The 13,613-nt window shown below is 49.2% G+C and carries 11 protein-coding genes; 8 read left to right on the top strand and 3 right to left on the bottom strand.

Going from position 1 to position 13,613, the window contains the following annotated elements; genetic code table 11:
• Positions 1-641: 641 nt before the first annotated feature.
• The 3 genes from gntK to MKY59_RS31175 form a co-directional block, all read right to left on the bottom strand.
• Positions 642-2,195 carry a gluconokinase gene (gntK, locus tag MKY59_RS31185; protein ID WP_339275447.1) on the bottom strand — a complete coding sequence of 518 codons (1,554 nt, stop codon included), beginning with the start codon at positions 2,193-2,195 and terminating at the stop codon, positions 642-644.
• Between the two features lie 49 nt (positions 2,196-2,244).
• On the bottom strand, positions 2,245-3,606 hold the full coding sequence (locus MKY59_RS31180) for a GntP family permease (protein WP_236413687.1): 1,362 nt from the start codon (positions 3,604-3,606) through the stop codon (positions 2,245-2,247).
• 196 nt (positions 3,607-3,802) lie between these two features.
• A complete protein-coding gene (locus MKY59_RS31175) occupies positions 3,803-4,477 on the bottom strand; it encodes a GntR family transcriptional regulator (RefSeq protein WP_236413686.1) in 675 nt (224 codons plus the stop codon).
• A 624-nt stretch (positions 4,478-5,101) separates the two neighbouring features.
• Between MKY59_RS31175 and rpmH the strand changes: the two genes are divergently transcribed.
• From rpmH to noc, 8 genes are all read left to right on the top strand, one after another.
• Positions 5,102-5,236, top strand: coding sequence for a 50S ribosomal protein L34 (gene rpmH / locus MKY59_RS31170; RefSeq protein ID WP_019914530.1), 135 nt, complete (start codon positions 5,102-5,104; stop codon positions 5,234-5,236).
• Between the two features lie 315 nt (positions 5,237-5,551).
• The gene (gene rnpA, locus MKY59_RS31165) at positions 5,552-5,902 is read left to right on the top strand and encodes a ribonuclease P protein component (RefSeq protein WP_339275444.1); all 351 of its coding nucleotides are present in this window, start codon (positions 5,552-5,554) and stop codon (positions 5,900-5,902) included.
• Between the two features lie 74 nt (positions 5,903-5,976).
• A complete protein-coding gene (locus MKY59_RS31160) occupies positions 5,977-6,852 on the top strand; it encodes a YidC/Oxa1 family membrane protein insertase (RefSeq protein ID WP_236413684.1) in 876 nt (291 codons plus the stop codon).
• Positions 6,849-7,550, top strand: coding sequence for an RNA-binding cell elongation regulator Jag/EloR (gene jag, locus MKY59_RS31155; RefSeq protein WP_236413683.1), 702 nt, complete (start codon positions 6,849-6,851; stop codon positions 7,548-7,550). Before MKY59_RS31160 ends, jag begins: the two co-directional genes overlap by 4 nt.
• A 146-nt stretch (positions 7,551-7,696) precedes the next feature.
• Entirely contained in the window at positions 7,697-9,073 is a 1,377-nt protein-coding gene (gene mnmE, locus MKY59_RS31150; protein ID WP_339275442.1) for a tRNA uridine-5-carboxymethylaminomethyl(34) synthesis GTPase MnmE, read from the top strand.
• 69 nt (positions 9,074-9,142) lie between these two features.
• Positions 9,143-11,032, top strand: coding sequence for a tRNA uridine-5-carboxymethylaminomethyl(34) synthesis enzyme MnmG (mnmG, locus tag MKY59_RS31145; RefSeq protein WP_339275440.1), 1,890 nt, complete (start codon positions 9,143-9,145; stop codon positions 11,030-11,032).
• A complete protein-coding gene (rsmG, locus tag MKY59_RS31140) occupies positions 11,032-11,757 on the top strand; it encodes a 16S rRNA (guanine(527)-N(7))-methyltransferase RsmG (protein ID WP_236413677.1) in 726 nt (241 codons plus the stop codon). Before mnmG ends, rsmG begins: the two co-directional genes overlap by 1 nt.
• A 913-nt stretch (positions 11,758-12,670) precedes the next feature.
• On the top strand, positions 12,671-13,489 hold the full coding sequence (gene noc, locus MKY59_RS31135; protein WP_236413675.1) for a nucleoid occlusion protein: 819 nt from the start codon (positions 12,671-12,673) through the stop codon (positions 13,487-13,489).
• The last annotated feature ends 124 nt before the right edge of the window (positions 13,490-13,613 follow it).

The following is a 13,613-nucleotide window of genomic DNA, read 5'->3' as shown; positions in this document are numbered from 1 at the left end:
AGACTGTCACTCCTTTTACATGTTACAAGTGTGGCTTAAGCCATGTTGCAGTGTCGAAATACGAGAAATAATGTTGCATTTATCCCCAAACTCCCGCAAGCCGAAAACAAAAAAAGAATGAACAACGGAAAATTGTTCACAACTTTATCCACAGGTTGTTGATAATATTATGGTTCAGATCACATATTCACATCCAAAAGTAATACAATCATAGCAAAAGAAGCCCGGCATTTCAATGTATCGCGAGATTTTATCCACAAATTCAATAACTTGTGTATAATTTTTAATCACAACACTATATATTGTTTATAATTTGTTTAATTTTCGACATGAAGCCCTAAAAATCTAAATGTGATTATTCACAGGTTATCCGGCGGAATTTGGCGAGTGTGCGTAAATGGGGCTTCTATTTTGTGAATAACTTTATTGTGGATAAACAGAGGCACAAAAGATGTCCTTTGATGTTGAATGGGATTTTTAAAGTGAACTCTTTTGTCGTCGACGGAGTGCATCATTGCGTCATGCCAGGGCAGATGCTCAACACGGATGTGGCCTGACACGTTGATATGGAGGAAAAAAAAGCAGCACCGCGGACCAACGGTCCGCGGTGCTGCCTTTTAGCTTATAAAGAGGGAGGAGTCCTACTTGGATTCCTTCAGAACAGAGTGTTTGCGCTGGAATTCTGCAATATCGGCATATTCCTCCTCCAGTTTGCGCGAAATGCGGATAAAAAGAGGGAGAAGCTCGCGATAAATAGCTGCATTTTCCGGCGCAGGGCTATGTCTGTGCGTTGTGCCTACCATGGAGGCGACGACATCAAGCGACTTCGCACGGCCAGTTGCGTAAAGACCGAGAACCACGGCGCCGAGGCAGGAGCTTTCGAAACTTTCGGGCACCACGACTTCCTGATTGAAGATGTCGGACATCATTTGCCGCCAGAGCGGGGAACGGGCAAATCCGCCGGTAGCCTGAATGGAGGAGGGGTGCCCGATCTGTTCTTCCATAGCGAGCAGCACGGTATACAGATTGAAAATAACCCCTTCCAACACAGCGCGGATCATATGCTCCTTCTGGTGATGAAGGGTGAGCCCAAAGAAGGAGCCTCGTGCATTCGGATTCCACAGGGGGGCACGCTCGCCCGAAAGGTACGGATGGAACAGCAGCCCTTCCGATCCTGGGCTGACACGTTCGGCGATGCGGGTTAACACGTCATACGAATTGATGCCGAGCCGTTTCGCCGTTTCTACTTCCGAAGCGGCAAACTCGTCCCGTACCCAGCGAAACAACATGCCGCCGTTGTTCACGGGACCACCTACAACCCACAGGTTATCAGTCAGGGCATAACAGAAGGTACGGCCTTTCGGATCGGTGACAGGGCGATTGACGACGGTGCGGATCGCGCCGCTGGTGCCGATCGTGGCTGCTACGACCCCGGGCTCGATGGCATTGACGCCGAGATTGGACAGCACGCCGTCACTTGCTCCGACGACGAAAGGTGTAGAGAGGGAGAGTCCCGTTTTTTCAGCCCACTCCGGATGCATTCCCTCTATAGTATGTGTTGTTGGTACGAGGCGGGACAGACGATCCGGAGTGATCCCGGCCAGCTCAAGCGCCTCTGCGTCCCAATCCAGCTGTTCCAGGTTCAGCAGACCTGTGCAGGATGCGATGGAGTAGTCCACGATATATGAAGAAAATAAACGGAAAAACAAATATTCCTTAATGGAAATGAATTTGGCGGCACGTTGAAACAGCTCTGGTTCGTCGTGGCGAAGCCACATCAGCTTGGTCAGCGGTGACATGGGATGAATTGGCGTACCTGTACGACGATAGATACGATGGCCTACGCCATTCTCCTGCAGTTTGCTGGACCAAGCAGCACTCCGGTTGTCTGCCCAGGTGATACAGTTGGTAATCGGTTTGTCATCCTTGTCCATCGCAATCAAGCTATGCATGGCTGAACTGCAAGATACGAACAGAATCTCATTTGCGGAGACTCCGCTTTCGTCCATGACCCCGCGAATGGAACGGACGGCAGCTTGTACGATTTGTTCCGGATCTTGCTCGGCTACGTCAGGCGCGGGCGTATACAGCGGGTATTCTTGTGTGCACGTACTAACAACGGCACCTTGCTCCGTAAACAATACCGATTTGGTGCTGGTGGTGCCGATGTCGATTCCGATCATATAGTTACTCATGATTTAAACCTCTTTTCCCCTAAAAATAAAACGAATCTGAGCAGGTGCTTTACAGCACCGTACTCAGAATCAAGATAAAGATCAATCCTACAACAGATAATAGTGTTTCCATAACGGTCCACGTCTTGAGGGTCTGCGCAACGCTCATGTTGAAAAATTCCTTGATCATCCAGAAGCCGGCATCATTCACATGAGACAGGACGAGGGAACCGGCACCTGTAGCGAGCACGACCAGCTCAATGCTTGCACCTGGCGTGAGCGCCAGAACCGGGGCTACAATGCCCGCGGCAGTCGTCATGGCAACCGTGGCCGAACCGGTGGCTACGCGTATGAGGGCTGCAACCAGCCAGGCGAACAAGATAACATTGATGTGGGCATGCGTGGCCACTTCAGCAATGGCATTGCCCACACCGCTGTTGATCAGTACTTGTTTGAACGCGCCGCCGCCACCGATGATTAAAATGATGGTAGCTGTCGGAGCCAGACATTCGCTGGTGAACCGGGAAATGTCGTGTTTATTGAACCCGCGTGCGAATCCGAGGGAGAACAGCGCGAATACGACGGAAATAAGCAACGCGATGACCTCATGGCCGATAAATTCACAGAAAACCGTGAAGGAGCTAGTACCCTCAGGGTCCACAATGTTCGCAATCGACCCGATCAGCATCAGAATAACAGGCAGAAGGATTGTAAACAGGGTGATCCCGAACCCAGGCAATCGGTCGGTTTTGCTGGTGGAAAATTGCTCGGCCAGTTCGGTCGGCGGTTCCAGTTGAATACGTTTGCCGATGAACTTCCCGAACAAGGGACCGGCGATAATGGCCGTCGGAATGCCGACGATCAGGGAGTACAAAATCGTTTTGCCCAGGTCTGCCTTGAACGCGTCAATCGCGATCATTGGAGCGGGATGGGGTGGAACGAGACCATGTACGGTCGAAAGTCCGGCCAGAATCGGAATGCCGATCTGAAGCAGGGACATGCCGGTTTTTCGGGCAACCGTGAAAATGATCGGAATAAGCAGAATAACCCCGACTTCAAAGAACACCGGGATGCCGACGATAAAACCAACGATCATCATCGCCCAGTGTACCCGCTTCACGCCGAAGCGGTCGACAAGCGTCGTTGCTATGCGCTCGGCACCGCCGGACTCTGCCATCATTTTGCCCAGCATGGTGCCGAGCGCGATAACGATGGCGATCGTTCCGAGCGTACCGCCCAATCCGCCGGTAATGGATGAAATCACGTCAGCCGGTTTCATGCCGGCAAGCAAGCCAAGCATCAGGGCCGACAGCATCAACGTTATAAACGGGTTCCATTTGTATTTGGAGATCAGCACGATCAGGAATACGATCGCAATCAATGTCCATACCAACAAGGTGGCATTATGGGATAGACCAAAAAGAGTACTCATGGTGTATGCTCCTTTTTATGTTTATATAACGCTTACAATGGACCCCGAGGATGAATGGAAATCGCATTGTGTATACTTGTCGACAAGTAAATGTCCAACCATTCCCCTGCAGAATGATTGTGGCCGCCCGTAAAAGCAACGTTATGCTTACGGGGACCTTCGTGTGCCGTTTAAAGGAAGCGCGATACATCGCGGATCATGACTCAAAGCTTTCATGAAGCGTCTTGCCCGAATCTTTGAAGTAGGCGCGGACTCCGGCTTGAATCTGTTCTTTATCCCCCGATTCAAGTGCCTTGAGGAGCAGGCGATGCTTATGAATGACATCGCTTATTTTTTGTTCGCCCTGAGCGAAAACCCTGCGGGTCGTAAGCAGCATCACCGTCATGACGACGTATCGGATGCTTCTCCATAAATGGGAGATCCGGGTGTGCTTGGCCGCTTCAATGATCGCCTCGTGAAAAGTCAGATCCTGATGGGCAAACTCGATGGCGTCCCTGTGCCGTCCGGCAAGTTCCATTTTGTCAATCGTATTGCGAAGCTGCGTCAGCAGTTGTACGGGTACATTGTTCGCCAACCGTTGCTGCACAAAGCTCTCGATCAAAAAACGGACGTCATATAGCTCTTCAACATCGCTGATTTTCAAGCCGAGCACAACCACGCCCATACGCTCCAGTCGAATCAAGCCTTCATTCGACAGTGTACGCAATGCTTCGCGCACGGGAGAACGGCTGCTTTCATAATCAGCGGCAATCCGGTTTTCCGACAACGTTTCACCGGGGCGGAGTTCCCCGCTGATGATGCGCAACCTCAATTCGCAGGCAATCGCTTCCCCGCGGGAAGCTCCCTGCAGCCAGGAAGAAGGAAACTGCATAATGGCTAACGCTCCTATAATATAATCAGTTCTTGAGTACACGAGACAGACTTCCACTTGCAGGCAGTCCGAATGCGTCCATACTGATCATAACACAACCGGAGGACCGCTGACTTTTTGAAGCGATCTTGGCACGAAAGACATTTTACGACATCGATAAGTATACTTGTATACAAGCTCATTATTTATGCTACACCTTTCGCAAAAGCTTGTAAACCTGAACATTAAAGCGAATACATTAAATTTCAAGCTTCTACGATAGCATAACCAGTTCAATCCCGGAAAATTACAGATCATCAAAAAATACGGCAGAATATTGAAGCAAAAAGAAAAGAAGCTGGACAAAAGATTATCCACATGTGTATAACCAGGCCGAAAAGGGAATGAAGCTGATCCGTTCCGCGGGTGTGGATAAATCGAATCGGATTGGAGAATACGGTCCTGCTCATAGGCTGGGGATAACTTTTTGCGAGAGGATCATTCTATATTTTTGAAAAAGAGGAAGAGGGGATACGTTTTCAGTTGACTTTTGCATGGGGACGTGGTTAAATATATAAAGGTGTTTTCTGTGAAGATGAAAATGATTCATCACATAAGTATTTCCTTGTAAGGAGGTGCAATACATTGAGACCTACATTCAAACCGAACGTAAGCAAGCGTAAAAAAGTTCATGGTTTCCGTAAAAGAATGAGCACAAAAAACGGACGTAAAGTTCTGGCTGCACGTCGCCTGAAAGGCCGTAAAGTCCTGAGTGCTTAATGCATGAGAAGACCACTTCGGTGGTCTTTTTTTTCATTACAAAGCTAAACCGATTTTCATGCAATGCACGACAAGATAACGGGAAACTTCCTTATATATATCAAGAGCATAAGCAGCCGGAGTCAACAGCCAACCAAAGATTGCGAGAGACGCAGCTTTAGGCGCAGGCGTGTATGATCAGGCATCGGTGCGACGTACTTTTTCATATATAACAAGTTGTGCTCCGGCGGTTTACCGCCACGCAAGAAAGCCTATACTAAATCAGTAATGGAGCCCCGTCAAGTTGGACGGTGGAGAATAGCAAGGAGAAGCGCCGTGTACAAAAGACTGCGTTTACGAAACCGGGCGGATTTTAACCGCGTATACCGGTATGGAAAATCGTTCGCCAATCATCAATTCGTAGTGTATGGCTGCCGCCGTAAAGATACCGAACAATTCCGGGTCGGAGTGTCCTGCAGCAAAAAAATCGGGAATGCTGTCGTTCGCAACCGAATGAGACGCATGGTGAAGGAAATTGTCAGACGGCACGAGCAGGAAATCGTGACCCAGATGGATCTGATTTTCATCGTGCGAAAGGGAGCCTTGACCATGTCTTATCAGGAGATGGAAAAAAGCGTGCTGCATGTCTTGCGCAAGGGCAGCCTCTTGAAGTCAAGCAAGCGATAGTATTCGGTTTATTTGTCCTCCTGAATATGGTATGATTTACGGTGGAATGGAATGGTTAAGAGAGGGGTTATGAAGTGTCGCGATTGAAGACATCAAAGGGGAAGTGGATTCTCCTTATTGCAGTCATTGCAATGGTCGCCGTACTCGCCGGATGTACTCCGCAAGGGAGCGGTGTAACAACGGAAGACTTGAGGAACAGTGAATCTTTCTGGCAAAGCAATGTAGTGTATTGGTTCTCATTGGCGCTCGATACATTTGCCAACTGGTTTAACGGTGAATATGGACTGGCCGTCCTTGTGATGGTGCTTATCGTACGGACATTGATCCTGCCGCTGACGATGAAACAGGTTCGCAGTTCCAAGGCCATGCAGGCAATTCAGCCGCAATTGAAAGAAATCCAAGCAAAGTATAAAGATACACCTGAGAAGGTTCAGCAGGAAACGATGCGACTGTTTCAGGAAAACAAGGTTAATCCGATGGCAGGCTGTCTGCCGCTTCTGATTCAGATGCCGATTTACATCGCACTTTATAACTCGATTTACGGCAACTCCAGTCTGAGAACGCATGATTTCTTATGGCTGCAGCTCGGAGCGCCGGACCACTTGTTCATCTTGCCGATTCTGGCAGCGATCACGACTTGGGTCCAAACCTGGATGATGATGCGCATGAATCCGGCCCAGCAGGTTGGACCGATGCAATTCATGTTATGGGTATATCCGATCCTGATTTTTGTCATGTCCTACCAGTTCCCTTCGGCATTGCCGTTGTACTGGTTCTACAGCAATATCTACACCATCGTGCAAAACTTCTTCCTTTACCGGAATAACGACAAAGCCGTAGCCGAGGTGAACGTGAAGCAGAGCAGCTCCAACAACGGGGCTAAACGCAAAAATGGCGGCAAGGCAACCGTCTCTGGCAAACGGTCGAAAGGGGCCAAAAAATCGAAATGACCAAAGTCATTACGTCAGGAAAAACCATTGAAGATGCTGTAAACCAAGGATTGGCCGAACTCGGCGTGAGCAGGGACAAGGTCGAGATACAAGTGTTAGAACAGCCGTCAAAAGGATTCCTGGGCTTGATCGGGGTGAAACCGGCCAAGGTTGAAGTCAGGCTGCTGCCTGTTCCTGAGGCACCACCACAGCCGAGCGAGCCAGTCGTGAATGCTCCCCGCGCGGATGTAACGCCTGAGGACGTCGCGGCGAAAAATCCCTATGAGGAAGCGGCTGCTTTTTTGAAGGAAGTCGCAGCAGGTATGGGACTTAGCGTTGAGGTCAGCATCAAGAAACAGCGGGATGGACACCTGTTCAACATTGCCGGAGAAGACCTTGGCATGATTATTGGAAGACGTGGACAAACGCTGGATGCCCTTCAATATTTAACGAACATTGTTGCCAATCGTTATTCGGAGAGCTTCGTGCGCATTGTGCTGGATGCGGAAAACTTCCGCCAGCGCAGACGTAAAACGCTGGAAGATCTGGCTGAGCGTCTTGCTGGACAAGCCATTCGGACCGGCAAGGAAGTCATGCTGGAGCCGATGCCGCCGCTCGAGCGCAAGGTGATTCACGCGAAGCTGCAAAACCACCCGCAGATCAAGACGTACAGCAAGGGCGAAGAGCCGAATCGGCGTGTGGTCATTACGACGAAATAACATGACATTGAGGACGCAATGGCTTCCTGCCCGGTGCAGAAGCCATTGCTTTTTTCGTACTAATAAGCTTTTGCATTTACGTATAAAACGAAATTCCATGGCGTCCTGTGGGACGAAATTTGAAATAGATCAAGGAGAGATGAGCAATGATCAGCGATACGATCACAGCGATATCAACGGCTCTGGGCGAAGCAGGCATAGCGGTCATTCGCGTGAGCGGCCCGGACTCGGTTAAGGAGACGGAGAAAATTTTTCGGAGTAAAACGCCTTTGTCTCAGGCAGACTCTCATACCGTACATTATGGTCACATTATCGATCCGGCCAGTGGCGAAAAGGTGGAAGAAGTGCTGGTTACCGTAATGCGGGCACCGCGTTCCTTTACGACAGAGGATGTCGTGGAGATCAGCGCCCATGGCGGCATCGTGTCGGTCAAACGGGTCATGGACCTGCTGCTGCAGCTGGACATTCGTCTGGCCGAACCCGGCGAATTCACGAAGCGGGCTTTCCTGAATGGACGGATCGACCTTTCGCAAGCGGAAGGGGTTATGGACCTGATTCGTTCCAAGTCCGATCGCGCTTTCTCGGTCGCTTTGAAACAAGTCGAAGGCAAGCTGTCGACAAAAATCAGGGATCTTAGACATACGTTGGTGGAGACACTAGCCCATATCGAAGTGAATATCGATTATCCGGAGCATGATGTCGAATCTCTGACGGCCGACTTTATCAAGGAAAAATCGAGCCTGGTCATCAACGAAATTGATCAATTGCTTGCAACGGCCGAACAAGGGAAAATACTGCGTGAAGGCATTACGACCGCCATCGTCGGGCGGCCGAACGTGGGCAAGTCCTCTCTGCTGAATGCGCTGGCTCAGGATAATCGCGCGATCGTCACCGACATTCCGGGAACGACCCGCGACGTCATCGAGGAATATGTGACAATCAACAATATCCCGCTAAAGCTTCTGGATACGGCAGGGATCCGTGAGACAATGGATGTCGTTGAACAGATTGGAGTCGAGCGCTCACGTTCTGCGGTGAATGAAGCGGATCTGCTGCTGATGGTCGTCAATGCGGCGGAGTCGCTGCATCAGGATGAGATCGAATTGCTGGAACAAATCCGCGGTAGACAATCCATTGTCATTATGAATAAAATGGACTTGGCGCCTCAGGTGGAGCGCGATGTGCTGCTCCGTTACATTCCGGAGGAACGGCTTGTGCCGATGTCGGTCAAAGATGATCTGGGCGTGGATCGTTTGGAAGAAGCGATCTCTACCTTGTTCTTCAGCGGTAAGCTGGAGTCTTCGGATTTGACGTATGTGAGCAATGTGCGGCATATCGCCCTGCTCAAAAAGGCGAAACAATCGCTGATCGATGCTTTCGAAGCCGCCGAACAGTTGATTCCGATCGACATGATCCAGATCGATGTGCGTCTGGCATGGGAACAGCTTGGCGAAATCGTGGGCGATACGGCGCATGATGCGCTGATTGATCAGATTTTTTCCCAGTTCTGTCTGGGCAAGTAAGGGTTTACGGTCGTTGGTTGATTTGGATATAGATGATGCTATGCGAAGGCATAAGGAGGTAGATTGAAAATGGCTTATGATGGCGGAAATTATGATGTCATTGTTGTGGGTGCAGGCCACGCAGGCGTGGAGTCTGCTCTGGCCGCAGCCCGCATGGGAAGCAAAACGCTGATGATCACCATCAATCTGGATATGGTGGCATTTATGCCGTGCAACCCCTCGATTGGAGGTCCGGCCAAAGGGCATGTCGTACGTGAAATCGATGCGTTGGGCGGCGAAATGGGACGCAACATCGACAAAACGTTTATTCAAATGCGGATGCTGAACACGGGGAAAGGTCCGGCAGTGCATGCTTTGCGTGCGCAAGCGGATAAATTCTCTTATCAGCATACCATGAAAGAAACGATGGAGAACGAACGCAACCTGACGATGCGCCAAGGGATGGTTGATCGTTTGATTGTTGAAGACGGGCAGTGCGTTGGCGTTGTAACCCAGACGGGAACCGAGTATCGTGCCAAAGCGGTGGTGCTGACCACAGGAACATACCTGCGCGGCAAAATCATTATGGGTGAATTGATGTACGAGAGCGGGCCGAACAATCAACAGCCTTCGTTGAAATTGTCGGAACATCTGCGCGAGTTGGGATTTGAGCTGGTTCGTTTCAAAACAGGGACGCCTCCGCGCGTGCATAAAGACACGATTGATTTCAGCAAAACGGAAATTCAGCCTGGCGATGACGAACCGAAGTTCTTTTCCTATGAAACGGAATCTTCCGACAACGAGCAGCTGCCTTGCTGGCTGACGTATACTTCGGTCGAAACGCATCAGATTATTAACGACAACTTGCATCGCGCACCGATGTTCTCTGGTTTGATCGAAGGAACGGGTCCGCGTTATTGCCCTTCTATTGAAGATAAAATCGTGCGTTTCAGCGATAAGCCAAAACATCAAATTTTCCTGGAACCGGAAGGCAAGAATACATCCGAGTATTACGTACAAGGGTTGTCCACCAGCTTGCCTGAGGATGTGCAGCTTCGTATGCTGCGTTCGATCCCGGGGATGGAAAACGTAGAAATGATGCGAAACGGCTATGCGATCGAATACGATGCCATGGTTCCGACCCAGCTCTGGCCTTCGCTTGAAACCAAACGGCTGCCAGGATTGTTCACTGCCGGCCAAATCAACGGGACTTCCGGTTATGAAGAAGCCGCAGGGCAAGGAATCATGGCCGGCATTAATGCCGCGCGCAAAGTGCAAGGCAAAGAGCCTGTTGTGCTTGATCGTTCCCAAGGCTACATCGGCGTGCTGATCGATGATCTGGTTACGAAAGGAACCAACGAGCCTTACCGCTTGTTGACTTCCCGTGCCGAGTATCGCCTCTTGCTTCGCCATGACAATGCGGACTTGCGCCTGACGGAAATTGGTCACGATATCGGATTGATTACGGAAGAACGTTACGCCAAATTCCTGGACAAAAAAGCGAAGGTAGAGGCAGAGATTGCGCGTTTGAAAGCGACCAAAGTGCGTCCTGCTGATGTTAACGATAAACTGGAGGCTGCCGGATCTGCGCCGATTCAAGATGGAAGCACATTGCTCACTTTGATGCGCCGTCCGGAAATTACGTACGATTGGATTGCAGACATTTCTCCTTCCGAGGTTGAATTGACGGCTGAGATGAAGGAACAGGTCGAAATTCAGATCAAATATGCGGGTTACATCGAAAAGCAATTGATCCACGTGGAACGTTTGCAGAAGATGGAGAAAAAGAAAATTCCGGCCGACATCGAATACAATGACGTTCATGGGTTGGCGATGGAAGCGAAACAAAAGCTGTCGAAAATCCGCCCAATCTCCATTGGTCAGGCATCCCGGATCTCCGGGGTTACGCCGGCGGACGTCTCCATTTTGCTCGTATACCTGGAGCACTATAACCGCGTAACCGCAGCAAGGGGACAATAATGGATACGATTCAACAGCAGCTGCAGTTACGCTTGAAGGAGCATGGAATGGAGCTGGATGAACGCCAGCTGGAGCAATTCGAGCTTTATTTTCAGGAATTGGTATCGTGGAATGAAAAGATGAATTTGACGGGAATCACCGAGCGGGAGCAGGTGTATACCAAGCATTTTTACGATTCGGTTTCGCTCGCCTTTTATGTGGATATGGAGAAGGTTGAGCGACTTGCAGATATCGGTTCGGGCGCCGGATTTCCCGGAATACCGCTTAAAATCTGTTTTCCGCATATCAAGCTCACGATCATTGATTCTTTAAACAAACGGATTGGTTTCTTGCAGCATGTGGTGGACACGCTGGGGTTGACTGACGTTGAGTTGATTCATGGACGTGCGGAGGAATTGGGACGCAAGGAAGGTTACCGGGATCGCTATGATCTCGTCACTGCGCGTGCAGTCGCCAAGCTTGCCGTTCTGAATGAGTTCTGTCTGCCATTTGTGCAAAAAGGAGGATTCTTCGCCGCGATGAAAGGCGGGGACCCTCGTGATGAAATGAAGGAAGCCGAGTTCAGCTTCAATCAATTGAAGGGACGCGTAAAGGCTGTACATCCGTTCCAGCTTCCTGTAGAGGAATCGGCACGCCACATTATTTTGGTACAGAAGTTTGATAAGACACCTCATAAATATCCACGCAAGCCGGGGACGCCGTTGAAGACCCCGTTGATTCAATAACAGAATATGAGGGGCATGTTCAAAAGGGAAAGAGAATGTTTCACGTGAAACATTCTCTTTTTTTCTATACGTAAAAGGAGCAACAATCCTTAGGATTGGACGAAGACAAGCATCAACCCACGCGATGGTTGGCTATAGTAAAATGAGGTTTGCAAATCCTTGAGAGGAGCCAGTTATGAAAAAGATATGGGTTTGTTTTTGAATAAGAGAAAAAGAATGAAAGATCAGAAGCGCTGCTAAAGATAATATGAGGTGCGGTTTGGATTGGAGGTTGTCTGGATCGGAAAGGCAGGACAATCTGAAGAAGCAAAGCGGTCGCTTATAAGTTTCGGAAAGAAAGCTGGACCGGGAGCATGGACTGATCACCGGATTTCCCTTTTAAAAAAAATTTGGATATACAGAGATCGGAAGATGGTACTGTACTCGCAGTCGCCTGGTCCGATTTATTATTGTGGTTATCTAGATCTGTATTCGCGCAGCCAATATGGAAACGAAACATTGATTTGCAGAAATCCATCTGAAAATATGCTGTGCCCCAAAAAAGATGGAACAACTTGCCTTGTTTGGCAATAGGCCAAGCCATTGTATTCAACAAGACAGAAAGACATAGACATCTGAAGATTCCTGCGTAGGACGCAGACCAAAATATTGATTCTCAAAGTGATCAAAAGCAGGAAAATTGAGCCGTTTTAAAGAATAGGTAAGCATAGGATTATGAAAGAAAAGATGGTAGAATAGAAGTATCGGCTCTTGGCGGACATCGCCTTTACGTTGAATGATATAGATCGATTTTATGAGCATGACCAATGATAGAGTATTTAGGACATATCCAAATATGTGCATCCTTTGCATGGAATAAGAAGCCCTCGATTTCAGACGAGCGCTATTATGAAACTAGGTGGTAGTATACGGAATGAAAGAACAATTTTCGAAGTTGTTTGGTTTGGCGGAGCGTAATAACGGTGACGAAATAAAACAAATCCCGGTGAATGAAATTGTGAGCAGCCCGTATCAACCCCGCACCATTTTCGATGATGAGAAAATTGACGAACTGTTGCAAACGATCAGAACCCATGGGGTAATCCAACCCATCGTGGTTCGGGTGAGAAATGGCTCCTATGAGATTATCGCCGGAGAGCGGCGTTGGCGCGCGGTTCGCAAGCTGGGTATGGAGCAAATTCCCGCCATCGTGCGCGAATTCAATGACTCACAGGCGGCATCGATTGCGTTGATCGAAAATTTGCAGCGGGAAGGGCTTACTTCCATTGAAGAAGCCGTTGCTTATCAAAAGTTGATCGACCTGCACCAGCTCACGCAGGAGAGCCTTGCTCAACGTCTTGGCAAGAGCCAATCCACGATTGCGAACAAAATCCGGCTGCTTCAGCTTCCGGAAGGCGTGAAAACGGCGTTGATGGAACGAAAAATATCGGAACGGCATGCACGGGCCCTGCTTTCCCTCGACACTGAGGAATTGCAAATGAAGCTGCTCGGAGAAATTATCGACAAAGAACTGAACGTCAAGCAAACGGAAGCGCGGGTAGCCTTTTATAAAGAAGCATCCAAAGTGAAAAAATCGAAGCGCATATCCTATACGAAGGATGTACGGCTTGCCCTCAATACGATCAGGCAATCGATTGATATGGTCACTGGTTCAGGCATGGATATTAAGACGAAAGAATCGGACCATGAAGACCATTATGAAATCGTCATTCATATACCTAAGCGCAAATAATTGAAGCTTTGAGGCGGCAATGGCCGCTTTTTTTATCTACGCAAGCCATGAATGGACAGCACGAAAGGGAATGAGGGTGCACAAACGGTTGTTGCAGCAATGGATGATCGCCACCTGCTTTTAG

It is taken from the genome of Paenibacillus sp. FSL W8-0426, from assembly GCF_037969725.1.
GTDB lineage: Bacteria > Bacillota > Bacilli > Paenibacillales > Paenibacillaceae > Paenibacillus > Paenibacillus hubeiensis.
This window is presented reverse-complemented; position numbering and strand designations above follow the sequence as displayed.